The following is a 25,334-nucleotide window of genomic DNA, read 5'->3' as shown; positions in this document are numbered from 1 at the left end:
TAAGGACTGTTTTTGGGGCAGACATGAACACACTACCAGCCAGAAGAGAGCAACCGAGTTAAAACGGCAATAAGCTCCGGTTAAGTCTGAGTTGCGCTGGAAGGCTTGATTTAGCGCCGGCTACAAAATTTTCTAAATTCTAATTCAAGCCCGTTTCTATGTCCTCAGCTTCGAGCAATACCATGTAGTTGGGAAAATTTACGACACGGTACTCTATCCAGAGGTCGAAAACAACGAAAGTCCTGGCGCTATTTTCCTGTCTGGCGGTAGATATGGGGCGATCGTCACATTTTCCTCACATTTGCGTCTAATGGTGGAGGAAGAGAGTGCTGCACCGATCCCAGCAGCAAATCCTATCCTAAAAAAAGACCAACACCACACTCGTCCCCAGTGTGGTAGTCCATTACAGCATCAAAGGAAACTATGAGATCGACACGCACCTTTACCACCGGGCTAATCATTAGCGTCATAGGGCTGGCGGCCTGCACCGGAACCCCTCCAGAACAGACAACCTCCGAGGAACGTCTCCCGCCCCAGGCGACAACCAGCGATGCCAGTCCTTCATCTCCGCAGGCGATCGCTCAAAATGCAACCTGTAATCTGGTTGAGCAAGGGTATGGTTCCCAGGGGGCGGTCAACGTGCGCGTTGAAGAAGTGGCGGATGGACTGGAGGTGCCCTGGGGCATTGCTTTTCTGCCCGATGGTGCAATGCTGGTGACAGAACGACCGGGACGAGTCCGGCTAATCCAGGATGGGGAACTGCGGCAACAGCCAGTTGCGACCCTCACTGTTAGCGACAGCGGTGAAGGTGGACTGTTGGGTATTGCTACCCATCCAGACTTTGCCAGCAATCGGCTGTTTTATGTGTATTACACTACCGATCAGGATGGTTCACCCGTTAATCGAGTTGAACGGTGGCAACTGGCTGAGGACGGTGTTGCTTCTCGCGATCGCATTATCATCGACAATATCCCGGTTGCGCTTTATCACAATGGGGGACGGATTCGCTTTGGCCCCGATGGTATGCTCTACATCGGTACAGGGGATGCTAGAGATCCAGATGCCTCTCAGGATACCGAAAGTTTGGCGGGTAAAATCTTGCGGCTCACCCCAGATGGACAGGTACCGCCCGATAATCCATTTGCCGACAACCCGGTGTACATCACTGGCATTCGCAACACTCAGGGGTTTGATTGGGCGAACTCCTCAACCCTGTGGGTCACCGATCATGGACCCAGTGGTGAGCTAGGCCGGAGTGGACACGACAAAGTTAGCATGGCTCAGGCGGGCGATAATTTGGGCTGGCCTACTATTTACCGTTGCGAGTCGCAGGAAGGATTGGTTACGCCGTCAATTGTCTGGCAGCAGGCATTGCCGCCAAGTGGTGCCGCTATTTATACGGGGAATACCATTCCAGAATGGAACGGTAGTTTGCTAATTACAACGTTGCGATCGGAACACCTGCAACGGGTAGTCTTCGATCCGCAGATTCCTGGACAGGTACAGAGCCACGAAGTCTATTTGCAGGGTGAGCATGGGCGGCTCAGAGAAGCCATTATGGGGCCTGACGGTGAATTATATGTCACCACAAGCAACTGCGATGGTCGGGGAAGTTGCCCATCCGATCAAGACAAAATTCTCCGCATTACCCAGTAACGAACCCACAAAAGGCCAGGGTTAACCACGATCGCTTTGGTGTGAACCGTGCTGACCCCATGATGATGGTGTTTAATCCATGCGCCTCGGAGCCTGCAACGAGACAAGAGGGCGATCGTTATCAGCTCTATCTTTCTATCTTATTGAGTGGCGATGTCCAGAATACGTTGCAACTGCATGTAAGCTTCTTCTGGTGTTAACGGTTCCGAGGCGCTTCCAACAGGAATACTGAATTGCCATGTATCCGGGTAGTAATGCACTGTAAAGCTGGGAATCAGACCCGCTGCCATTGCTTTTTTTCCCAGTTCAACGGCTTGCTCTTCCAGTGAAAGCTGGTCATGAAATGAACGGTCGCTCATAAACTTTTGTTCCCTGACATTGAATAGATAACGTTATGTAGATGGCGATGCAGGTAGTGATGTTGTCTCACGAAACATCATTACCATATCTAACCCAGGTGGAGTAAGATTAGCTTCTCCCAGCATTTGATGCACCTGCCCCCGGTGGTGGGTTTGGTGGTTAAAGAAGTGGGTTAACCCCTGCCACAGTGGTTGTTGGTAGGGAATGTCCTGTGAGTTAGCATACGAGATATCCGTTACGATCGCCTCCACTGCCAGGGTTTGCACAAATGCCAGAATGCGATCGTCTTCTGCTTGTCGGGCATGTTGCAACGACGGCAAAGCATCATACAGCTCGTCACTGAGCGCATTAAAGGGATACACCTTTCCGGTGAACCGCGCCATCCAGATGCGATCGGCCAGCAGAATGTGATTCAGCGTTCCATGAATTGAGCCAAAGAAGGCCGACCGATTTTGGTAGTAGGCAGCGGTGTCCAGCAATGCACATGCCTGATAAAGTCGGTTGTTTGCCCAGCGGTTGTACGTCGCCAAATGGGTGTACATCTGTTTCAATTCCATCGATCGCCTCCCTAATCAACGTCAGCCCCTCATCCCATTCTTTCCCTTACAGCCATTTTCATTTGCATTCACCACGCCTCAAACCCTACACCCATCCTGGCGAGACGGTGGCTGACTCGATTGAGAACTGCTGTAATTGAATCGTGTCGAACTTTGCTGTAAAACGAATAGCAGAGATCTTCGCAGTTACAATCAATGAGGATTGATTGGGTTCACCCATGCCAGACTATTCCGATATGATTGCAGCGATCGTTCAAGACATCAACCTCCGAGAAGCAGCGCTGCCGCTTAAGAACGAAGCCTGCCGTTCTCGCTTCCTGCTTCATCCTCAACCTACCTCTAAAGTTTGCCTGTTTTTTCATGGGTTTACGGCAGCACCCTACCAGTTCGAGCCACTGGGTCAGGCGCTATTTGATGCAGGATACAACGTTATTACCCCATTACAGCCCGGTCATGGACAGGCTGGAGACTGGGGACGCAACAACCCGCCCCCGTTGCCAGAAGAAATTGAAGTCTATCAACAGTTTGCGTTGGATTGGTTGCACCAGGCACAGGCGTTGGGTGAGCGCGTGGTGGTGGGAGGGTTATCGAGCGGAGCGACGCTAGCCGCCTGGTTAGCCCTAGAAAAGCCGCAACAGATCGATCGCACTTTGCTGTTTGCGCCCTACATCAGCGGCGGCAATCGGGTAATGAACTGGTTTGTGCAAATATTGCCGTACTACTTTGAGTGGATGAATAAAGAGTTGCCGGGAAACTTTGGCTATGATGGCTTCCGAATTCCGGCACTGCGGATCTTTTTAGAGTTGGGGCGTACGGTGGTCGATCGCATCAAGCAAGCGCCGATCGCGCCGTTGTTTGTGTTGTCTAGCGAAGACGATCATGCCACCAATGCTAACGAGCATCGAGAATTATTTGAGTCGGCACTGCACCATCAGCCGCAATCCTGGTATCACTCGTTTGACGAGTCTTTAAATATCCCGCACACTATGATGACCAAATCGGAAGGAAATCAGTACCAGGATTTGTTAATTACCCTGGCTAAAGCATTTATTGAAAGCGATCTGACCTGGGCTGAACTACGGGCGATCGGGCAACAGATGTTGAACGGCAAACCGTTTGAGAAAGCTGTAGCCGATCTGAACTTGGGCGATCGCGTTGTTCCAGAACTGAGCGTCATGATGTCTGTCCTCGACCCATCTCTGATCATTGCTCCTCCTGCAAGCTGACGACGAACGGGTATACACCCATCAGGAGCCTGTAGGGGCGTAGCATTCGGCAAATAGCCCTTAAACCTTCTATCAGCGTTTTAAGCAGATTTTAATGACGGCAATGGTGGTGTCATTTCTGGTGAGGCGATCGCCAGTCGCGGTAAAGCTTTGGTGCGAATAGAAGCATTATCCGATTGGAGCCGTAGCGGTTCTAGCAGGCAACGCAGGTCGTGAATGGCTTGCTCAACTCTAACGAACGGCCATCGCTGTTGCCAGACTTCTTCTCGTTGTTGTTCAATTTGCTCAAACAGTACACCCAGCGAAGCCGACTGAGACATGGCGCGAATGAGCCAGTTGCGATCGACTCCTAACCCATGAGCGGTTAATCCCATGTCTTTAGAATTGAGCGGATAGCCGTTTAGTGACCGTTGCCAGAGTCGCTTTAACTCATGATGGGCGTACAACCGAACGGCAATCGCCGCTGCTGGTTCCACTAAAAACGGCTGCTGTTGCTGCCCCATTGTCGTCCATGTGTCTAGCTGATTTGCCAAACCGCCGTGGGCACGTCCAGTTTGTCGAGCGGAGGTGGTTACCCGCACGAGTAAACTATGGCGAAAGCGGGCGTTAACTCGCACCAAAGCCTGGTAAAGGGCTACATCTTCCGAGGTTTTGACGGGCGGCAGTCCGCCTGCCTGTTGATACATTTCTGCGGTCACTGCCAGACTGGCACCGTAGTGCTGAAAGTGCCGGGGTAAGCTATCAAACGGATCGGGATCGAGATAGGCTTCCAGTTCAGCGACTAAAAAACGGTAGCCCACTTCACGCAAGTGGCAGGCTCTTGCGTAGGGAGTCAGCGCGGCGCGATCGCGACGGTCTGTAATGATTCGTCCTCCAACCGCGTCGGCTCCGCCGTCAATTTCATGTAGTGTGGCTGCAATCCAATTAGATGCAACTCGTGTGTCCCCATCGGTGGAAGCAATGACTCCTCGCTGATGGCCGAGGAGCATGAGACGGCGGTATGCCTCATCCATCAATTGCTTCCGCACCCAGCCAATGTAAGCGTTGGAGTCGGGCAGGGTTCGTTCAACTACATGTAGCACCAAGTTGGGGTGTTGAAGGGCAAAGCGACGAGCGATCGCGGCTGAATCATCACTACAGTTGTTTGCCAGCACAATCACTTCGTACCGAGCCGGATGGAGGGGACGACCTTCTAAATCAATTTGGTGCGTCAATGCGGTCAGGGTACTTTCCACCATGTCGGCTTCATTCCGCACGGGAACAATGACGCAAACCTCGCATTGAGGCAGGGGTGGGGTGTGAACTAGAGGCTGGGTTGAATGGGTGTGTAATGAGGGGGCGGGTAGGTCATCGGCTGCCCTTGAGCAATCACTGATCATTGTACCCACGGCTCCATGTTTAAAGGTTGAGCGATCGCTGTAAGCCGCTTCATTAAAGCTTCCTAATCTTTTAACACATTAGTCATTATGAAATGTTACGTCTGGTGCGGTATCGTTCTCCTGGTAGAAATTTCAAACTGTTTAATTTTCGTCGCCCAACGGAATAAAAAACAGCGTTAACATTCCTGGAATCGTTAATAGAAACACCACTACAAAAAATAATTGATAGCCTAATGCTTGCTGAATATAGCCGCTGACCAATCCGGGCAACATCATGCCTAATGCCATGATTCCGGTTGAGATGGCAAAGTGGGATGTTTTGTAGCGTTCATTGGCGATGTACATAAAATAGACGCTGTAGGCGGCGGTTCCCAGTCCGTAGCCAAATTGCTCGATCGCCACTAATGGATAAACCCAGTGAATTGAGGGTTGAGTGTAGGCAAGATAGACATAAAACAGATGCGGTAAGTTTAAGGCGATCGCCATTGGTATGAGGCTGCGCTTTACGCCATAACGGTAAACGAGCCATCCGCCCAAGATGCCACCAACGGTGAGGGCAAGGGAGCCGAGGGTGCCATAAACGAGTCCTACCTGTGATGTTGAGAGTCCCAATCCGCCTGATTGGGGTGCATCCAACAGAAACGGAGGAGCGAGTTTCACCAGCATGGCTTCTCCGATGCGGTACAGGAAAATGAAGGCTAAAATTGCCCAAATTTTCTCTTGTTTGAAATAGGTGGTAATCACTTCACCATAAAATGTTGGCACTGAGAATGAGGTTGATCGGTTTGCATCACTCTGGGGCAGGGGCAGAAATAGCCAATGAACGATGACCAGAATGGCGAAGACTAAAGCGGCTAAACCAAAGGCGATCGTCCAGCCTAACGAGCGATCGTGAAGCGATTCTTCAAGCTGTCCGGCCAGGAATACCAGCAGCCCTATGCCAAAGATCATGGCAATACGGTAGAAAGTAGAGCGAATGCCGACAAAGAAAGCTTGCGCGTCTTGATCTAATGCCAGCATGTAAAATCCATCGGTGGCTATGTCTTGGGTGGCCGAGATGAATGCGGCGATCGCCAAAACCAGTAATGAGACGACAAAGAAGTTGGCTAGCTGTAAGGACAATGCCAGTGCGCCTAAACATAGGGTCATGGCGCATTGGGTGTAAAGAATCCAGCGTCGTTTGGTGGAGTAGATATCAATTAGTGGCCCCCACAGCATTTTGATTACCCAGGGCAGGTATAACAGGCTCGTCCACAGGGCAATTTGGGCGTTGTCGATGCCTAGTTTTTTGTACAAAACTACCGAAACGGTGTTGACAATGATGTAAGGGACGCCTGCCGCAAAGTAAAGAGTGGGGACAAAGAGCCAGGGCGACTGAAGCGGTGTACTTTGCTCTTCAATGCCGCTCTCAAGGGAAATGGTTTCTCGATTCATAAAAGCGGATGCCGACTTTCTATGACTGTAGCGGTTTTGCCGTGACCTGGCGATCGCGTTCTATCTTTGCGTTGGAATCTGGTCTGAATGGGAGGATGGTTTTAACTTCAGTCTTCCAGGCTCCTGTGAGGGCGTGGCATTCGGCAGATCCGTTTTGCAATAGACCCGAAAGTATGATCACGCGATCGGCTTTTGTAAGAGGATGTTTGAAAAGTAGTAAATGTACTGCATTTGCCCCCTAAATCCCCCAAGATTGGGGGACTTCCGAGCCAGTTCTGTTTCAAAGTCCCCGTTCGGCTGAGCGCTCACGTCGAAGCCAGAATTGGGGGATTTAGGGGGCGGTTCGGGTGACATTCAGAACTTTTCAAACATCCTCTAAGGGCGTGGCATTCGGCAGATCCGTTTTGAGATAGACCCAGACGTGTTGCCCGAATGCCACGCCCTTACGGGGGGTGGGCTACAAATATGTGGACTGTATGATCACGCGATCGGCTTTTGTGAGGGCGTGGCATTCGGCAGATCCGTTTTGCAATAGACCCAAAAGTATGATCACGCGATCGGCTTTTGTAAGAGGATGTTTGAAAAGTAGTAAATGTACTGCATTTGCCCCCTAAATCCCCCAAGGTTGGGGGACTTCCGAGCCAGTTCTGTTTCAAAGTCCCCGTTCGGCTGAGCGCTCACGTCGAAGCCAGAATTGGGGGATTTAGGGGGCGGTTCGGGTGACAATAGACCCAAGAGTATTGCCCGAATGCTACGCCCCTACGGGGGTTGGGCTATAAGGACGATCGCCCCTCGTCACATTACTCGAACCGGATCGATCGCGTCAGCAGGCTCATCATTTCTCCTGGGTGGGGGGTGAGGATGAGTTGCTGGGTGGGGATGGCAATCAGCGGACTCCACAATCCGGCTTCGGCATAGCGCAGGTTATGCAGCAGATGGATGGTTTGGCGAATGGCTCGCGGTGAACCAATCAACACATGTTTGAGAGTGTCGCGATTGGCCTGGGGCTGGGTTGGGGGATGGCAAGCGGCTGGAGAATTGGCTTCTCCAGGATGAGATAAGAGAACGGATGTCATGGGTTTTCGCTCCTGAAACTGAGGGGTTGAGGAAAACCCAAAAATTTAGCCACCCCGTGCCATGCTCACAGCAAATCGGGGTGGCTTAAGAGTTGCTACAATGCTCCCTTAGCCCACCTAACTGCCTCGATCAGTTTGGCTGGGTCAGCGGCTCGAAGTTGTTGGTAGCAGCTTCGGGTCGCGTTTGACTAAATTTTCGGGTGAAGATACAACACGCTACTCCGTAGACTAGCGTGTAAGACCTCAACCTATCGCATCTTCAAAACAGAGTCAATATCCTTTGCTGCGGATTTGTGGAGGAGGGGCGATCGGCGTTTTCGGCTCCGCATTGGCAGGTTGACCGAGGGCTTCCATTAATCATCTTGTTTTATTGTACGAAGCGGGCATCTGAGAGGAATTCAATGGTTTGTGTTAGCGCCCCTACTCTCTACTCCCTAACCCCCATTCCCCTCTTGTATCTGCCGCAGCAGGTCTTGTGTCAGCGCATGGTCGGAGAGTTGCGCGGTTTGTCCGGCCTGAATGACCTGCGATAGGAAAATCAGGAAATTTTGCCAGCCCTGTTGCGTGTTGGGATGGTTGGCTCCTAAAAAATTGACCAGAATGGGTAGTGCGCGCAGATAGAGCAGTTCCGCCTCCCCATAGCGTCCCTGCGAACGGTAGAGTCCTGCCAGATTGTTGAGCCTGGTTGCGACAGCGGGATGGTTGGCTCCCAACTGCGCCTCAGAGATGTCCAGTGCGCGTAGATACAGCGGTTCTGCCTCCCCATAACGTCCCTGCGACTCGTAGAGTCCTGCCAGATTGTTGAGCCAGGTTGCGACATCGGGATGGTTGGCTCCCAACTGCGCCTCCCCGATGTCCAGTGCGCGTAGATACAGCGGTTCTGCCTCCCCATAGCGTCCCTGCGAACGGTAGAGTAATGCCAGATCGTTGAGACTGGTTGCGACATCGGGATGGTTGGCTCCCAACTGCGCCTCCCCGATGTCCAGTGCGCGTAGATACAGCGGTTCTGCCTCCCCATAGCGTCCCTGCAAATGGTAGAGTCCTGCCAGATTGTTGAGACTGGTTGCGACATCGGGATGGTTGGCTCCCAACTGCGCCTCCCCGATGTCCAGTGCGCGTAGATACAGCGGTTCTGCCTCCCCATAGCGTCCCTGCGAACGGTAGAGGTTTGCCAGATTGTTGAGCCTGGTTGCGACATCGGGATGGTTGGCTCCCAACTGCGCCTCCCCGATGTCCAGTGCGCGTAGATACAGCGGTTCTGCCTCCCCATAGCGTCCCTGCGAACGGTAGAGGTTTGCCAGATTGTTGAGACTGGTTGCGACATCGGGATGGTTGGCTCCCAACTGCGCCTCAGAGATGTCCAGTGCCCGCAGATAGAGTGGTTCGGCCTCCCCATAGCGTCCCTGCAATTTGTAGAGTCCTGCCAGATTGTTGAGCCTGGTGGCGACAGCGGGATGGTTGGCTCCCAACTGCGCCTCCCCGATGTCCAGTGCGCGTAGATACAGCGGTTCTGCCTCCCCATAGCGTCCCTGCGAACGGTAGAGTTCTGCTAACCAGGCGAGGTCAACAGCGACATCAGTAGCTTGCTCTGACATTTCACTAAGCTGGACGACAGCTTGAAGATGGGGAATTAACACCGTCGTTTCGGCAAGGAGCGATCGCTCAGGCGTTTCACTGCTTCTCTTGGCTGCCCACAGCACGGCTGAGCGAAACGATCGCTGCATCTCTACCGTGTCTGCCCGTTGCTCCCGCTTTGCCGCAAAAAACTCTCGCAGCAGTTGGTGCAGTTGGTAGGTGCCTTGTCCAGTTCGTTCCAACAAATGCAGGTTGAGCAGCGACTCATCCCGCCAATCTTCCACGTCTTCGGTATCCTTCTCTGGCAAGCACGCTTCCACTAACGTCCAGGGAATTTCCGCCAGGGCAAACAGACTCAGCAACGCGGCTAACTGTCGCGCTGGTTCGTCCAAAACCTCCCAGCTCAACTCAAAGGCAGCAGTTACACCCAACGGTGCGGTCATTTCTGACGCGGCATCTTTCAGTGCTTTCGCTTGCAGCCGTTTATCCTGCAAGCGTTGCCACAGAGTTTCCAGGGAGGTATCCGGTTTTCGCGCCAGATAGCGCCCCACTAGCTCCAAACCCAACGGCAAATAGCCCAACCACTGACAAAGCTGCTTCTCCAGCGCACCAACTGCCTCAGAAAACCGGGGATCGTTGCCCGTTCTGCCCTGGGTGGCAAACGCCCGCAGCAACTCGATCGCCTTCTCCTCCGACAACACCGTAATCTTAAAAGTTTGCACGGGCGATTGCAGCGTTAACCGCGTCGTCAGCAACACACGGAACTGCGATCGCTGAGGCGGCAGCACGGGGGCAATATCCGCATATTGTTGCACATCATCAAACACCATCAGCGTCTCTTTCGGGTGCCAGTTGCGCCAACACAGCGCCACCTTTTCCGCTGGTGTCTTATCCTCCGGAATGGTTAGCCCCAACTGTGATTCGGCAAACAGCACAATTTGGGTACTCAGGTCTTCCCGTGCCCTCAGCCAGCAAATGCCGCCCGGATAGGTGCCCATGTCTCGCCGTTGCAGGGCATATTGGGTAGCGAGTTCGGTTTTACCAATTCCCCCCATCCCAGAAACGGCTGAAATGGCGAGCGGCGCGTTCGATTGCAGTTGGGCGTGCAGCCGCTCTAGCTCCTCGTCTCGACCCACAAAAATGGCGCTTGCGATCGGCAAATTCGACGGAATATCAGGCGGAAACACAGGTCTGGGGCGATCGCTCTGCAATGCCGCACTCCCCGGAAAATGCGGCTGTTGAGGGGTGCTTATCTCTGTCGGTGCCCATTCCGACGACTCTTCTCATATATCGGGCGCTTTACCATCAACAATTCTCTGCAATCGTTCCGCAACCTTGAGGAGAACACGGTCTTGCTCATGTTCTTCCAGGCTGTTCAGCGGTTTATTAGGAGAGTTTGCTGTCTGAAATGTACTCAGCGACAGTTCCTCCGGCCCATGTTGCGGGTCAGGATACTTGAAGGTGATGTCATTGAGTTGGCACGATCGCACGATGATTGGCAAAATCACGACCCCATCATCTTTTGCCCGTTTCAGCAATACAGGTAGCTCAGTATTTCTGATGTACTTTGACCCCAGCAGAGCTTGGCTCACCAACAAAACGGCTGCTTTCACTTCATGCAGCCTGGTTTTAATTTCCGTGTCCCAGGTATCGCCAATTTCTAACTGCTGATCCGACCAAATTTGTAACTTCCCCTGCTGGTTTAGAGGCTCTAAATACACCAGCAATCGATTCAGCCAACGCCGATCTGGATCAGAGCTTTCGTTATCCTGATGAGCGTAGCAAATAAAGACAGGTGGGACGCTTGACATAGAAAGAGTGAGCGCGAGTGCCACTTCTTTTCTACTCTGAAAAAGCAGCTTTTTCCGCTAATCTTTTGTATTTGTCTAAAAAACTCCAACATTTGACTTTAAAGCGCGATCGCTCCCACTTCAAACAGCATCTGTTCTGTTTCAACTGCAATTAGTCTCATTTTAAGCAGGAACAGTCCTGTTCCAAGCTAAATTCTTCTTATCTAAAACAGAACCAGTGCCGTTTCAACCGCACTGGTTCTCACTTCAAACCGAAAAAATCTGGCTATAAACAAAAACGCTCCTGCTTCAAACAAGAAAGTTCTAATTGCAAACAAAAACCATCCTGATACACCCTACATCGCTGACGGTTGCGGCTTGGCCTTCCTGGGTTTACGGGCAAACCGTTGTCCCATTTCCTCCACCACTGCCTCTAAACCAGCCCCCTGTCCACTGGCTTTAGCATAGGTATACACCTGCAACGCCGCAGAATAAGCTTCACTGCCCACCGCCACATACGTATCATCCAGCAATTCCTGTAACTGCGTTACCGCCACCACCAGTGAATACATCGCCTCAAACAGGTAGACATCCTTCCGCATTTCCTCCAAATCAAACGACCTCGGTAAAACGTCTGGATTCTGCGTTGCCACCTCCAACGCCTTACTCACAAACGCCCGGCTCTTATCACCCATCTTGGGTAACGCTTTGCGCTCCTCCGTCGTTAAATCCACCAAAAACGGTAGCTTTTCTTTTAACGTGGCGATCGCCGCCAGTGCCGCATCTCGATCGGTTTGCGTCAACGTAGCGCTAATTTTGTTGATTGCCATGAGCAGAGATCCCTGGTTAAGGTTACGAGCTTCAGTTTTCCCAAACTCAGGCAGCACGGCTCAACCGCCCCCCCCCTGCAACCCAATCAGCCGCCATCATTTACCCCTGCGCCAACTGTTTTACTAAATCCAACGAGCGATCGCGCAACGCCTCCACTGAAGGCATCTGGTTCAACCGCATCAGTTCAGAAATAGCTGCCGTCTCCGTATCACGCTGGCTGCTGGCCGCTGCTAATACTTGATTGTCTTTAATGTAAAAGGCAATGAACTCTCGCGTTTGCAAATCCCCATTGAAAATAATGTCGTCCCACTGCTCCGCATGACCGACATACCGTAACGGAAACTGAAACTGCATCGTCCAAAAAATGGGTAAACCCCTAAACGGAGTGGGTTGCCCCACCATGTTGTAGGCGGCCACTCGCCCCTGTTGCGCTGCAATCCGCCAGTGTTCCACTCGCGTCGTTTCACCCGTGCGCCAATCTGGATAGCGGGCAATATCCCCTGCGGCATACAGACCATCAGCCGCATTCAGATACTCATTCACCACCACACCGCGATCGTCATGTAAATCAACTCCCGCTAAAAACTCAGTGGCTGGCTGTACTCCAATTCCAACCACAACCAGATCCGCTTCTAAGCGATCGCCATTATCCAACACCACCGCTTCTACTGTGTCGTGACCTTCAATGCGCGTCACCTTTCTGCCGGGTCGAAAAGAAACACCATTCTCTTCATGCACCTGTTGAAAGACCTGCCCAATCTCGTCACCCAAAATCTTCTTAAATGGCACCGGAGACGGCGAAACCACCGTTACCGCAACATCGTGTTGAGTTAAACCCGCTGCCGCTTCCATGCCAATGAAACTCGACCCGATGACAACCGCGCGTGATGCCTGCTGTGCAGCGGCCAGAATGCGCTCAGTATCGGCAAAGCTGCGGAGCGTAAACACATTCTGCAACGCCTTGCCAGGAACATCCAGTTGACGCGGTTTGCCACCCGTCGCCACCAATAGCGCATCGTAGGTCAGGGTATCGCCATCGGCAAAGGTAATCTGCTTGGCGATCGCGTCTACCTTCACCGCCTGTTTGTTCAGCAGCGTTTCAATTTGATGCGCCTGATAAAATTCGGGCGATCGCAACGGCATCTGCTCAGTGGAAACCTTGCCAGTGAAAAAATCTTTGCTCAACCAGGTGCGATCGTAGGGTAGGCGATCATCTTGAGTCACCATCACAATTCGCCCCTGATAACCCGCCACCCTCAACGTTTCGGCAGCATGGGCACCCGCCGCCCCGGCTCCCAAAATGATAAACGTGCGGCCATCTGCGGCTGGATCATACTGAGCCATTGGCGGGTTTCGATGGGTCGCTGCCTGCTCTGGCACGCCAACAATCACCTGTTCGCCTTCAACCCTGACCGCATAGCGGCACAGCGAATCTAATCCGGGTGGCTCTTGCTGGTCGCCCGTAGTCACATTGAAACAGGCATTGTGCCAGGGACAAACAATGCGATCGCCCTTCAGCACTCCTTCGGCTAATGGAGCCTGGTAATGGCTACAGTACGCCCCAACGGCATAAAAGGTTCCGTCTACCTTAGCCAGCAGTACATCAGTGTCACCAACGGAGACCTGTTTCATGTCTCCGTCTTGCAAATCATGAATAGTTGCTGCGATCGCCTCAAACTGTTTCATCGAAAGCCATGAGAAAAGGACAAGATTCTCCAGCAAAGGAGTTGAGATGCAGAATCAAGGGAATGTAAGCAGCATCTACAGCATTGTGACTGAATTGGGAGCATGGCGACTTCCGACTTCAGAAATACATTAAACCAATTTTGAGAGAAACAGCTCAGACGAGGCGATCGGGTCGGAGTGTTTGTCCAACATTCCAACAGAGACATGAATCACATAGACCAACGTTCACACCGTTGCCCTCTCACGTTCGGACAAAAAGCCCCCTACAACAAAGACATATCCCACTGAAGCGCCAGTTGACCCGACAGCTTGCGCTGAGCTTCCTCCCGTAGCGGATGGTAACGCGCTCCCTGCACATCGCGGAACAACTTCTCCAGACCCGATTTGCGATAGATCGCACTTCCTCCCGCCACTTCCATCGCCAGATCAGCGACATTGAGGATCGCTTTAGCAACCAGGGTTCGTCCTGTCATAATTTGATTTGTAGTCTCAAATCCAGGTTGACTCACTTCAGCCGTCGAAATCATGTGTTGAAGTGCCAACTTTGCCGCCAGCAATTCATTGTCTAACCCTCCCACCATGTAGCAAAGATGCTCATCGCTGTGATGCTTCATTGCCAATTGAACGGCTCGATTGCGGGCTGCTTCTGCAACCCCGACATAGGCAGAATAAATTAACGGAATCGCCACCATCGAGATCAGGTGAAAAATGAAATGCCACTTCCCCTGTTCTCGGCGCAACGCAATAGCTGCATCCGGCACAAAAACATCACAAAGTACCACATCATGAGAACCCGTTCCCCGCATCCCCATTGCTTGCCAGGTGGATTCGATCGCAACCCCCTCGGCAGTCATGGGAACCGCAAAATGCAGGACTGTAGACCCAAGTTCTGGGTCTTCATAAACAGCACTGGTCATCAACAGATTGGCGATCGGCGCACCGCTAGCAAACCGTTTGCGAGCATTGATCCGAAAACCACCCTCCACTTTGAGCGCCGTACCAGCGCTCTGCAACCAATCTGAACCGCCGCTGCTGAGCATGATCAGTTGCTCCGCTGCCACTCGTCTGAGCAGTCCATCAACAGGAGCATTTTGATTGTGCCACCGCCAGGTTGGAATCATCACCTGATGCGTGTGCATCGAAAACGCCAGCGCAGTTGAGCTGGAATAGCCTCCTAAAATTTGCAAAACGGCACAAAGATCGCTGTAGCTGGCTCCACCACCGCCCAGTTCGAGCGGGACACCTGCCGCCACCAGACCAGATGCTTTCAACCTGGCAATGTTATCTGCAACAAACAGGTCACTCTCATCGGCTTCAATTTCGCTTGTAGCAAACTGGTTTCCTAGAGATTCTGCCAGGGAGAGCCAATCGATTTTTGCAGGTTGATTTGCAGGTTGATTTGCAGGTTGAATAGTCGGTGCAGTTTGTTGTTCTAACATTGAATCGTCTCCGTTAAATCTTATGATGCTTCCAGTTTGAGTGGCCTCATACGGTGTTACAAGTTCAATATCTGAACCTGACTGGTACTCCCGTGGCTACGCTATGAGAAAGGGATATGGGCAATTTTGTCCAGTGGCAAAGGCTGCTGAAGTGATTGGCGATCGCTGGAGCCTGCTCGTGCTCAGAGAAATGCTGTATGGCAATCGCCACTTCAATGACATCAGCCGGGGCGTACCCTTAATGTCTCGTGCCCTTCTGGCTCAACGACTCAAAGAACTTGAGAAGTTGGGCGTTGTCGTCAGTCGCCACAAAGAAACAGGACAGGGGTATGAGTATCTCCTCACACCCGCAGGAGAAGCCCTGCGTCCTCTGATTGAGGCGATGGGTGTTTGGGCACAACAATGGGGAAGCGAGCAAGTTGCTCCGGAAGACCTGGACGATGCGTTGTTGATGTGGGGCATGAGGCGACGAGTCAATCTTGAAGCGGTACCTGCACAGAAGATAGTGCTTCAGTTTGACTTTCAAGGGCTAACCAAAGGGCATAAATCTCAGCGTAGTTGGTGGCTGGTGATCGAGCATGGAGAGGTTGATGTGTGTCAAAAAAATCCAGGCTTTGAAGTGAATGTTTTCATATCGGCTGATCTTAGTGTGTTCACTCATGTCTGGATGGGATACACCCATTTGAATGTTGCCCTCCAGCAGGGTGCAGTCCGTTTTGAAGGCGATCGCGAGTTGGTGCGTCAAGTCTCAACCTGGCTATACCTGAATGGCGAATGGCGTTACGGTATGGGACTCGATCGCTCCATAGCGCAGCTCATGCAGGCGAACAAGCCCGTTACCGCAGAATGTAATGAAGCTAGTGTTTAGTTCAAGCTCATCTGTATCCGCTGAATGAAAGATCCGCTGAATGAAAGCAGGCTAGATGAACCTGGGGCAGGAACAACCATGCGTTACAACCCAAAGGAACGATCTGGTCAGATGTTTATGTAGTTGTTCCCAGAATGTAGTTGTTCCCAGAGAAGGGTATCTCCATGCTGGCTTCGGGCTTTAAAGTACGTTCTGCAACATGACCCACGTTTCCTCACATTCAACATCCAGTACACACCCTTTACGGCTCATATACAGGAATTGAAGTCTACCGAGATTGGGTGATGGAAAGGTAATCTTTTATTGCAGAATGAGGCAGACCTTTGAAAAACTTGTTTTGATTACATTAAAGTTAGAAGCTATTTTCCATTGCAGGCTCTTTACCTGACTGAGTCCCTGAAGGGTATGTTGTGCAGTTTAGCACCTGGTGAACGAGTGATATGACAAGGTAAAGAGGCTGGACTGTTGTGCAAGATTTTACTGTTTTCTAGTGAGAACGTACAATGCCGACCCTACCTAACTATCCCGGTGTATACATCGAGGAAATTCCCAGCGGTGTACGCACCATCACGGGAGTTGCAACATCCATTACAGCCTTTGTCGGTCGTGCTCGTCGCGGTTTAGCCAATGAACCCGTTACCATTAACAGCTACGCTGAGTTTGAACGCCTATTTGGCGGGCTATGGGTAGATAGCACCATGAGCTATGCTGTCCGCGACTTTTACTTGAACGGTGGCAGCCAGGCTCTGATTGTCCGCGTGCATAACAATGCTGCGTCTGCTGTGTTTGATTTTGAAGGGGGACTGGGGTTAGAAGCTGCCAGTGGCGGCACCTGGGGTAATAAACTCAGTGCGGTTGTTGATCACCAAACCAGAGATGCTGATTCCACCGATCCGCCTCCCGATCCAAATTTATTTAATCTCACCATTGTGGAACAGGATGGGGCGATCGAGAAATTCCTCAACGTTTCCATTGATCCCACTGATCCTCGCTACTTGCCTCGCGTATTAGAGCAAAGCTCTTTGCTGGTGCGTGTTCGCAAAAATGAAGACGACACCTGGATGATTCCTGAAGCTCGACCTGGTGAAACGGGAGAGACTCCGGTTACAGCCAGCAATGGCAGTGATGGCGATCCAATTACCCCTGCTCAATTCACTGGGGAGGGCATGGAAGATGCCAAAACAGGTATCTTTGCGCTCAAAAAAGCAGACTTGTTTAACTTACTCTGTCTGCCACCGCTGCAACGGGGTGGAGATATGCCAACCGAGGTTTATCAAGCGGCCTTACCCTTTTGCGTGAAGCAACGAGCCATGTTAATTGTTGATTCTCCCAGTGAATGGAGTGCCAACAAAGCAATGGCGGCAACGACCGCACGAAATGGTTTGAGTGGGCTGGGTTTATCGGGAACAGACGCACGCAATGCTGCTATTTATTTTCCACGCGTGCTCCAGGTCGATCCGCTACGGGATAGACAGGTTGAAACGTTTGTGCCGTGCGGCATTATTGCCGGTATCATGGCACGCACCGATGCCCAACGCGGTGTTTGGAAAGCACCCGCAGGGCTGGACGCCGCTATCAATGGGATTCAGGGGTTGGAGGTCAATCTCAGCGATCCTGAAAACGGCATGTTGAACCCCCTTGGCATCAACTGTTTACGCAGCTTTCCGGTCAGCGGACGGGTTGTTTGGGGGGCACGCACGTTGCGCGGTGCGGATCAATTAGCAGATGAATACAAATATATTCCTGTGCGTCGTCTAACGCTGTTCTTGCAAGAAAGCCTGTACAGAGGGACACAATGGGTTGTCTTTGAACCCAATGATGAGCCGCTGTGGGCACAGGTGCGGCTGAATATCGGTGCGTTCATGCAAAATTTGTTCCGTCAAGGCGCGTTTCAAGGACAATCGCCACGAGACGCTTATTTTGTTAAATGTGATAAGGAAACGACGACTCAAACTGACATCAATTTAGGCATTGTCAATATCATTGTTGGCTTCGCGCCCCTGAAACCAGCGGAATTTGTGATTATCAAGTTCCAGCAAATAGCGGGACAAATTGCGACTTAAGGAGAATATCATGGCTCAACCTCAATTTCCCAACAATGTGCATCGCTATGATCCTTATCAAAATTTCAAGTTTTTGGTGAAGTGGGCTGGACAAACGGATGCCGTTGCTGGTGTCAGTAAAGTCAGTGCCTTAAAGCGAACCACCGAAGTTGTCAAACATCGAGAAGGTGGAGATCCGAGCAGCAGCCGCAAGTCTCCAGGTCGCACCGAGTATGAACCGATCACGTTGGAGCGAGGTGTCACCCACGACAGGGAGTTTGAACTGTGGGCGAACAAAGTCTGGAATTATGGATCGAAGGGGCAGGAAGTATCTTTAGCAGACTTTCGGCGTGATATCACGATCGAAGTGATGAATGAAGCTGGACAAATTGCCCTGCGCTATCACGTCTATCGCTGCTGGGTATCCGAATTTCAAGCGCTGCCCGATCTGGATGCCAATGCCAACGCGATCGCTATTCAACATATCAAACTAGAAAACGAAGGTTGGGAACGAGACGATCAAACCCCTGAGCCGGACGAGCCGACCTTCTAATCGCTCACTGCCATGATGCACACGCTGTCCACCTCTGAACTATTGCACGTCTGGGAACGAGGGGTGAATCAGTCCTCCATTCAGCGAGCCTTGTTGCTGCTCATGGCGGCTGTTCCGCATCTTCCCCTGGATAAACTGGCTCAACTCAGTATTGGACAGCGTGATGCTTGCTTGTTAACGTTGCGCGAATGGACATTTGGTTCACAGTTAGCGTGTTTGGTGCATTGTCCGTGTTGTGGCGATCGCCTCGAACTCTCGCTTAACGTTTCCGATATTCGATTATTGTCTGAAATCACGCTAGACGTTGAAACCTTTTCGCTCACGGTTGGCGACTATGACGTGTGTTATCGCTTGCCCAACAGTTTAGATGTAGCCAGCTTGACGCACCCCACTGATTTGACCACCGCATCCGATCAATTGCTGCACCGTTGCCTGCTGACGGCTCACCATCAGGGCGAGGTCGTTCCGATTGAACAGATTCCTGCCGCTATAGTTGACACTGTTGTAACGCACATGGCAGAGACCGATTCTCAAGCCGACATTCAACTGGCACTGTCCTGCCCGGTTTGCCAGCATCACTGGCAAAGCGTGTTTGATATTGTGTCGTTTTTCTGGAGCGAAATCAATACCTGGGCCTATCGGCAACTGCGAGAGGTTCACGTTTTGGCATCGGCTTACGGGTGGCGCGAGGCAGACATTTTGGCAATGACACCCTGGCGACGACAACTCTACTTAAACATGATTGGCCAATGAGCAACTACCTTAACCATTTAATTGCTCGCAGTTTTAACGGAGTGGATGTGATCAAACCCCGTCCGATCGCATTGTTTGAGCCAGTGGCACCCGCACTGCTACCTGCGATCGCGCCTACCCTCCCAGGCACCGAGGACGGAGACGCTGCCTCTCTCGCAACGGATGCGATCACCCATTTGTCGAATCAATCATCCTCTGATCGATCGCCATTGAGCCAGTCTCCTGCCCCCCTGGCAGAATCGCAGCCAGTGCCACTGTCAGATGGAACCGCAATGGCACAGGACGACCCATTCTCATCTTCTCCACCTGTAGCAGCGCAACCGTTAACTATCCCTGCTGCACCACTACCACTCCCCTCGGCTGCATCCCCCTCACCACCAACACCGACCTCGCAGCCCATTGGAGCACCTGAGCCGATACAGCCTCCCCCGGCACCTATCCACCTGGGATCACCGAATCAGGATGTTGTGCTACCTGAAGCCGCATTTACCCCCGCTCCATTGCCAGCGACGGTTCTAACGGCTCCAACGGCTCCAACCACTCTAACCGCTCCTTCAGTGGAACACCCCGTTCCTCCTGACACAATTAATGAGCGATCGCCTCATGTCTCACCCCAGACTGCTGCGCTGGCGCAACCCACCTCATCTCCATCGGCTGTTTCCGTACGTCCCACGCTGAAGCTGGTTTCTCCACATCAATCCGTTATTGAGAACAATGGCGCGATCGCCCCTTCGCAATCAGCATTTCCAACGGCCTCGGCTGCAACCGTTCCTCTTGCCCCTGCCGTCAACGCAACACTGGCACCCGTATCTCAGGCTATACCAGAGCCAACCTTGTCCTTACCTCACCCACCTGTTGCGCTCCAACCGCATTCTGTTTCATCAGATCTACCATCACCATCATCATCTCTACCATCATCACCACCTACTATTCACGTCACCATTGGGCGAATTGAAGTACGAGCGACACCCCCTGCGGGCTCGCCTGTGGCTCCATCGCGTCCCAAGCTGCCTGTTATGAGTTTGGATGAATACTTACGTCAACGATCGGGAGGTGGCCGATGAGTGATGCATTGGCGATCGCGGCTGTTACTGCCACCTTGCGTAACTTATTGACTCAAGGACTGGATGCCATTGTTCCGGGTAGCACGGTCACGACCCAACCGCCCGACAAAGCCCGCAATGGCAACAATGGCAATCAACTGAATCTATTTCTCTATCACACGGGAATCAATGCGGCCTGGCGCAATCAGCCCATTCCCAATTCCATCAAACCGGGTGAAATCGGTCAACCGCCCCTACCGTTGAATCTCTATTACATGATTACGGCCTACGGGCGAGACAATGACGATGTCTTAGGGCATCGCTTGTTGGGCGGAGCCATGAGTATTTTACATGATCACCCCTTGTTAAACCCGGCTGAACTAAAAGCAGCATTGCCTGAAAGTGATGTTAGTCAACAAATCGAGCGGGTGCGAATTACACCCCAGGCACTCTCACTCGAAGAAATTTCTAAACTATGGACGACGTTTCAAACCCAATATCGCATTTCTGCGGCCTATCAACTGGCGGTTGTTCTAATTGAAAGTCAACGGTCGGTCAAAGCAGCATTGCCCGTGTTAACTCGCGGCAAAGAAGATGCTGGCATTACTGGACAGGCGAACCTGATTCCACCGATTCCAACGTTGACTGCCATCACGATTCTTGATAAAGAAAAGCAGCGCAGTGGTGAATTGGGCGATCGCCTCATACTGAGTGGCTATCACCTTGAGGGAGATAGCATTAGCGTCCAGTTTACTCACGTGCGGCAAACGGAATCGGTTGTTCTATCACCCGATGCAGACAGCACCGCAACCGAAACGAGAGTGACACTGCTAGATGCACCTGATGACCCGGATGCGGGTACCAAATGGACAGCCGGACTATATACCGTGACAGTCGTTGTGACCACGGGCGAGGATACGCGCACAACCAACGAACTCCCCTTTGCTCTCTCGCCCAAGATTACCAATCCTCGTCCAATTGAAATAGCGCGTGATGGCAGTGGCAATGCCAATGTTACGCTCACGTGCATCCCCCAAGTGAAACCCGAACAACGCGCCGTGCTGATATTGGGCGATCGCCAAATCCTGGCTGATACTCATCTGGTTGCAACCGATACGCTCACCTTTCGGGCGATGGCGATCGAGCCGGGAGATTACTGGATGCGTCTACGTATTGACGGTGCAGAGAGCATTCTCATCAACCGCATGGCATCACCGCCCGTCTTTGATGATACTCAACAGGTGCGGATTACATGATGGATTTAACCGATTGGCACCAACGCAATGAAGACTATCTGGCCGCTGCGCTACAGGTGTTGCGATCGCGTCTGGCTGAACGAATCACTATCTTGACTTCCCCATCTGATCAAACGGCACAAGAGGTAACCCGCTCATTGAATACCAGTGGCGAGAATGCGGAACTTCAGCAAGCCATAAATACGATTGCAGTAGCTGAAACAGTCGATTCACCGCCTGCCTTGCTGCGGTTGAGTCGGCACCTGCGGCTATCCCCATTTGAGCAGAATGTGCTGCTATTGTGTGCAGCGATGGAATTGGATACCCGCATTCCCACCCTTTGTGCGCGTGCCCAGGACGCGGCCAACCGTCCCTATCCCACCTTTGCACTGGCACTGACCTTGTTCGATGAAGCGGCATGGGAGGTACTCTCACCAGAACGACCGTTACGCTATTGGCGGTTAGTTGAAATCATGCAATCTACCACTCAACCGCTAATCACCAGTCCATTGCAAGCAGATGAACGCATTGTTAATTACATCAAAGGGTTAAATTACCTTGACGATCGGCTCACTCCCTTACTCACACCGCTAGACCCAGTCACGCTATTGGATTTACCCCCTTCTCAACTCGCCTTTGTAGACACAACACTGAAGCGGCTACAGCAATGCTCTACCGGGCAATACCCCCCTGTGATTCAGCTTTTGGGCAGCGATCGCCTCAGCAAACAACTCATTGCCACACACATTGCAGCGTCTCTGGGGTTAATGCTCTATCGTCTCCCGGTGGAATTATTGCCCCCACCAATCGTTGAACTGGAAACGCTGGCTCGTTTATGGCAACGAGAGAGCATTTTGTTGCCGATCGCGCTCTATCTGGATGCCTACGAGATGGATGCCAATCAAACGGCTCTGCTCCAGCGGTTTCTGTCTCGCAGTAATGGCCTTTTCTTCGTCGATATGCACGAGCGATCGTCGCGGTTAGGGTCTATGACGCTATCGCTGGATATCACCAAACCAACGATTAACGAACAGCAAGCGGCATGGCAGCAAGCGCTAGGGTCTGCCGCACAAGCTAGCCCGGCAGTGCTGGCCGATCAGTTTAATCTCAGTCTCAGTGACATTCAACAGATTGCTCAGAACAGCCTCAACGAAGCGTTTCACGACAACAGCTTACAGCAGCAATTGTGGGACGCATGTTTAACCACAACCCGTCCCCAACTGAGTAGCCTGGCGCAACGGCTCGATCCGAAAGCAACCTGGAGTGCGATCGTTTTACCTGCTGATGCGCTGAACTTACTGCATCAAATTACCGACCAGGTGAGGCAGCGCAGTCGCGTGTATCAAGAGTGGGGCTTTTCCCAGCGGATGAATCGGGGCATGGGGATTAGCGCCCTCTTTGCCGGGGAGAGTGGAACGGGCAAAACAATGGCCGCCGAGGTAATTGCGAACGATCTGCATCTGGATTTGTATCGCATTGATTTGTCTGCCGTGGTGAGCAAGTACATCGGTGAAACAGAGAAGAATCTGCGCCGCTTGTTTGATGCGGCTGAAGATGGCGGCACCATCCTCTTCTTTGATGAAGCGGATGCGCTATTCGGCAAACGCAGCGAGGTAAAAGACAGCCACGATCGCTATGCCAACATTGAAATCAACTATCTGCTTCAGCGCATTGAAGCCTATCGCGGACTCGCCATTCTTGCCACCAACATGAAAAGCGCTCTCGATACAGCGTTTCTGCGTCGCCTACGCTTCATCGTTAACTTTCCGTTTCCGGGGTTTGTAGAGCGCAAAGCCGTTTGGCAAACCGTATTTCCTCCCGAAACTCCGATCGCCCATTTAGATGTCGATCGCCTGGCTCGCTTCAACCTGACGGGTGGCAGCATTCATAACATTGCGCTCAACGCCGCTTTTTTGGCAGCTCAAGCCGGAACCCCAGTCACTATGCCGCTTGTCCTCCAAGCCACTCGAACTGAACTGTGCAAAATTGAACGACCCATTAATGAAACCGAATTTTTCTGGCAGGAACCTGCCAAAACAACGATATGAGCACTTTATATCCGATATTTTAATCCTCAAGGAGAACAACAATGACGGCAAAAGATGACCCTAAACATTCACACCCCTCAACGTTTGTAGTGAGCGAAGAGGTGTTTAAACAAGTCTACGATTCACCCCACTCGTTGCCAGGTAAGGAAAAGTGGGTGACCAGGGATGAAGATGTGCGAGAAATTGAGCGGCTCCTGGGTATGGAACCCAGAGCGATTGGGGCACCGTTGTGGGTAAGTGGTGATACCCGCTGTTGTCCTAACTGTGGCCGTGAAACCAACTGGTTAGACATTGTCGGCTCGGCACTCTCTCAGGTTCACCGCAAAGAAATGTTGGTCAAAGTGATTTTAGGTAATCAGAAATACGTGAACGTAGAAGCCCCACGGGCGATCGCCGATCTCCAGTGCTATCAATGCCAAACGCCCATTGTCGATCTCCGCAGTTTCAAATGCCACAATTGGGCCTATGCGATCGGTGATCTGCTTCAAGTGTTGCAACGAATTGGCATTGAACCGCGAGAAACGACGATATGAATGTCACCCTCCACATCGATCGGCTAATCCTGGATGGCGTGTCCATACCCCATGCTCAGCGTCCCTTATTGCAAGCGGCGATCGAGGCAGAATTAGGGCGATTAATTACAACCAATGGCATTGCGCCGAACTGGTTAGCGGGCGGAGCCGTGCCAACGGTGCCAGCAGGCAACATTCAACTCACGGCTGATCACCATCCTACTGAGATGGGACAGCAAATTGCTCAAGCCGTATATCGGGGACTTGGATCATGACTCGAGCGATCGCTCAAACTCAGCAACCCGCTTCTACATCCGCCCCGCTCTCAACTGTAGGCGTTTTGCAGCGGCAGTGTACTTCTTGCAGACAACATCAAACTCAGTCCACACTTGATTCTAAACATTTAACAAAAATTCAACCCAAACTCGTCATCGGTACGCCAGGAGATCGATATGAACAAGAAGCTGATCAAATTGCCGATCAAATTGTCAGTTCGTCTAGAGACACTTTTGCTGCAGGTAGGTTGACAAGCCCATTACACATACAAAGAAAGTGTTCTGAATGTGAAGAAGAGGAGAGAAAACTGCGCCGAGAGCTAAATCCAACGTACACCGAAGCAAACGCATTGGATTCTAGTTCCGTCATTGAGTCTCAGGTTTCAACTGGACTTGAACACCAAATAGATAGGGCGCTAAGCGGTGGGCATCCTCTATCCGATCAAGAGAGTGCCTTCTTTGAATCCCGATTTGGATACGACTTCAGCAATGTACGAATTCATACCAACTCTTCTGCGTCTGAATCGGCACATGCATTACAAGCTCGTGCGTACACGCTAGGTTCTCATATTGTATTCGCTGCTGGGCAGTACGCTCCGCAAACATCGGCAGGACAGCGGTTGCTTTCCCATGAATTAGTTCATGTGGTACAGCAAAGCCACGCCCCAGAACAAAAAACCATTCAACGTGACCCGAATGACTCTCGAGTTCACCCTAGTCCAGGATTTGGCGGAGGAAATGCTTCCCATCTTGCTGGAATTCCATCTGAAAAATGGTCAGAAATCATTGAGCAACAGTATCGGGCACGAGGAGATACGGTGCGAGCGAATGCGGTACGCGCCTGCCGACTTCAGGGGCAATCCGCTTGTGCTCGTATCCTTACGAACGCTGAAGTAGAGTCACTCTACGCTTTAGCTAGAGACAGTGGAGGAGATCGAACAAGAATTACAGTGGGGATGGCAGGGGCTGCTCCGTTGCTAGTGTCACCTACTACTC

At 51.8% G+C, this 25,334-nt stretch carries 23 protein-coding genes; 12 read left to right on the top strand and 11 right to left on the bottom strand.

All coding sequences use genetic code 11. The features are described 5' to 3' along the window. Positions 1 to 423: 423 nt before the first annotated feature. Positions 424 to 1,656 carry a sorbosone dehydrogenase family protein gene (locus IQ268_RS20225; RefSeq protein WP_193883099.1) on the top strand — a complete coding sequence of 411 codons (1,233 nt, stop codon included), beginning with the start codon at positions 424 to 426 and terminating at the stop codon, positions 1,654 to 1,656. Between the two features lie 140 nt (positions 1,657 to 1,796). Here the strand turns inward: IQ268_RS20225 and IQ268_RS20220 are convergent, their stop codons facing one another. Then, on the bottom strand, positions 1,797 to 2,015 hold the full coding sequence (locus tag IQ268_RS20220) for a hypothetical protein (RefSeq protein ID WP_193883098.1): 219 nt from the start codon (positions 2,013 to 2,015) through the stop codon (positions 1,797 to 1,799). A gap of 33 nt (positions 2,016 to 2,048) precedes the next feature. Further along, the gene (locus IQ268_RS20215; protein WP_228035562.1) at positions 2,049 to 2,573 is read right to left on the bottom strand and encodes a DinB family protein; all 525 of its coding nucleotides are present in this window, start codon (positions 2,571 to 2,573) and stop codon (positions 2,049 to 2,051) included. 218 nt (positions 2,574 to 2,791) lie between these two features. Between IQ268_RS20215 and IQ268_RS20210 the strand changes: the two genes are divergently transcribed. Continuing rightward, positions 2,792 to 3,799 (top strand): carboxylesterase, encoded by a 1,008-nt coding sequence (locus IQ268_RS20210; protein WP_193883097.1) that lies wholly within the window; start codon positions 2,792 to 2,794, stop codon positions 3,797 to 3,799. 80 nt (positions 3,800 to 3,879) lie between these two features. Here the strand turns inward: IQ268_RS20210 and IQ268_RS20205 are convergent, their stop codons facing one another. From IQ268_RS20205 to IQ268_RS20165, 9 genes are all read right to left on the bottom strand, one after another. Further along, positions 3,880 to 5,178: a glycosyltransferase family 2 protein gene (locus IQ268_RS20205; protein ID WP_193883095.1), complete on the bottom strand. Its 1,299-nt coding sequence runs from the start codon at positions 5,176 to 5,178 to the stop codon at positions 3,880 to 3,882. Between the two features lie 141 nt (positions 5,179 to 5,319). Then, complete coding sequence (locus IQ268_RS20200) at positions 5,320 to 6,612, bottom strand: AmpG family muropeptide MFS transporter (protein ID WP_193883094.1); 1,293 nt, start codon at positions 6,610 to 6,612, stop codon at positions 5,320 to 5,322. 177 nt (positions 6,613 to 6,789) lie between these two features. Next, positions 6,790 to 6,966, bottom strand: coding sequence for a hypothetical protein (locus tag IQ268_RS20195; protein WP_193883091.1), 177 nt, complete (start codon positions 6,964 to 6,966; stop codon positions 6,790 to 6,792). 446 nt (positions 6,967 to 7,412) lie between these two features. After that, positions 7,413 to 7,688, bottom strand: coding sequence for a hypothetical protein (locus tag IQ268_RS20190; RefSeq protein ID WP_193883089.1), 276 nt, complete (start codon positions 7,686 to 7,688; stop codon positions 7,413 to 7,415). A 434-nt stretch (positions 7,689 to 8,122) separates the two neighbouring features. After that, on the bottom strand, positions 8,123 to 10,474 hold the full coding sequence (locus IQ268_RS20185) for a tetratricopeptide repeat protein (RefSeq protein ID WP_228035561.1): 2,352 nt from the start codon (positions 10,472 to 10,474) through the stop codon (positions 8,123 to 8,125). A gap of 72 nt (positions 10,475 to 10,546) precedes the next feature. Beyond that, on the bottom strand, positions 10,547 to 11,074 hold the full coding sequence (locus tag IQ268_RS20180) for a toll/interleukin-1 receptor domain-containing protein (protein WP_193883087.1): 528 nt from the start codon (positions 11,072 to 11,074) through the stop codon (positions 10,547 to 10,549). A 335-nt stretch (positions 11,075 to 11,409) separates the two neighbouring features. After that, the gene (locus IQ268_RS20175; protein WP_193883085.1) at positions 11,410 to 11,883 is read right to left on the bottom strand and encodes a hypothetical protein; all 474 of its coding nucleotides are present in this window, start codon (positions 11,881 to 11,883) and stop codon (positions 11,410 to 11,412) included. A 100-nt stretch (positions 11,884 to 11,983) separates the two neighbouring features. Next, entirely contained in the window at positions 11,984 to 13,570 is a 1,587-nt protein-coding gene (locus IQ268_RS20170; protein WP_193883083.1) for an apoptosis inducing factor family protein, read from the bottom strand. A 263-nt stretch (positions 13,571 to 13,833) separates the two neighbouring features. Next, on the bottom strand, positions 13,834 to 15,009 hold the full coding sequence (locus tag IQ268_RS20165) for an acyl-CoA dehydrogenase family protein (RefSeq protein ID WP_193883081.1): 1,176 nt from the start codon (positions 15,007 to 15,009) through the stop codon (positions 13,834 to 13,836). Between the two features lie 103 nt (positions 15,010 to 15,112). On the opposite strand from IQ268_RS20165, the gene IQ268_RS20160 reads away from it, so the two are divergent. The 10 genes from IQ268_RS20160 to IQ268_RS32385 all read left to right on the top strand — a co-directional run. Beyond that, positions 15,113 to 15,877: a helix-turn-helix domain-containing protein gene (locus IQ268_RS20160; RefSeq protein ID WP_193883080.1), complete on the top strand. Its 765-nt coding sequence runs from the start codon at positions 15,113 to 15,115 to the stop codon at positions 15,875 to 15,877. A 503-nt stretch (positions 15,878 to 16,380) separates the two neighbouring features. After that, positions 16,381 to 17,940, top strand: coding sequence for a phage tail sheath C-terminal domain-containing protein (locus IQ268_RS20155; RefSeq protein WP_193883079.1), 1,560 nt, complete (start codon positions 16,381 to 16,383; stop codon positions 17,938 to 17,940). A gap of 10 nt (positions 17,941 to 17,950) precedes the next feature. Continuing rightward, on the top strand, positions 17,951 to 18,472 hold the full coding sequence (locus IQ268_RS20150; RefSeq protein ID WP_193883078.1) for a phage tail protein: 522 nt from the start codon (positions 17,951 to 17,953) through the stop codon (positions 18,470 to 18,472). A gap of 12 nt (positions 18,473 to 18,484) precedes the next feature. After that, positions 18,485 to 19,225, top strand: coding sequence for a phage baseplate protein (locus IQ268_RS20145; RefSeq protein WP_228035560.1), 741 nt, complete (start codon positions 18,485 to 18,487; stop codon positions 19,223 to 19,225). Further along, entirely contained in the window at positions 19,222 to 20,289 is a 1,068-nt protein-coding gene (locus tag IQ268_RS20140; RefSeq protein ID WP_193883077.1) for a hypothetical protein, read from the top strand. The genes IQ268_RS20145 and IQ268_RS20140 overlap by 4 nt, the downstream gene beginning before the upstream one ends. Then, positions 20,286 to 21,524: a DUF4255 domain-containing protein gene (locus IQ268_RS20135; protein WP_193883076.1), complete on the top strand. Its 1,239-nt coding sequence runs from the start codon at positions 20,286 to 20,288 to the stop codon at positions 21,522 to 21,524. The genes IQ268_RS20140 and IQ268_RS20135 overlap by 4 nt, the downstream gene beginning before the upstream one ends. After that, entirely contained in the window at positions 21,521 to 23,551 is a 2,031-nt protein-coding gene (locus IQ268_RS20130; RefSeq protein WP_193883075.1) for an ATP-binding protein, read from the top strand. Before IQ268_RS20135 ends, IQ268_RS20130 begins: the two co-directional genes overlap by 4 nt. A gap of 41 nt (positions 23,552 to 23,592) precedes the next feature. Further along, complete coding sequence (locus IQ268_RS20125; RefSeq protein WP_193883074.1) at positions 23,593 to 24,084, top strand: hypothetical protein; 492 nt, start codon at positions 23,593 to 23,595, stop codon at positions 24,082 to 24,084. After that, the gene (locus tag IQ268_RS20120; RefSeq protein WP_193883072.1) at positions 24,081 to 24,338 is read left to right on the top strand and encodes a hypothetical protein; all 258 of its coding nucleotides are present in this window, start codon (positions 24,081 to 24,083) and stop codon (positions 24,336 to 24,338) included. Before IQ268_RS20125 ends, IQ268_RS20120 begins: the two co-directional genes overlap by 4 nt. Before the next feature lie 350 nt (positions 24,339 to 24,688). After that, positions 24,689 to 25,334 (top strand): DUF4157 domain-containing protein (locus tag IQ268_RS32385; RefSeq protein ID WP_228035559.1); only part of this gene is annotated, 646 nt, incomplete at its 3' end.

The organism is Oculatella sp. LEGE 06141 (assembly GCF_015207605.1).
Classification (GTDB): Bacteria; Cyanobacteriota; Cyanobacteriia; order Elainellales; family Elainellaceae; genus Oculatella.
This window is presented reverse-complemented; position numbering and strand designations above follow the sequence as displayed.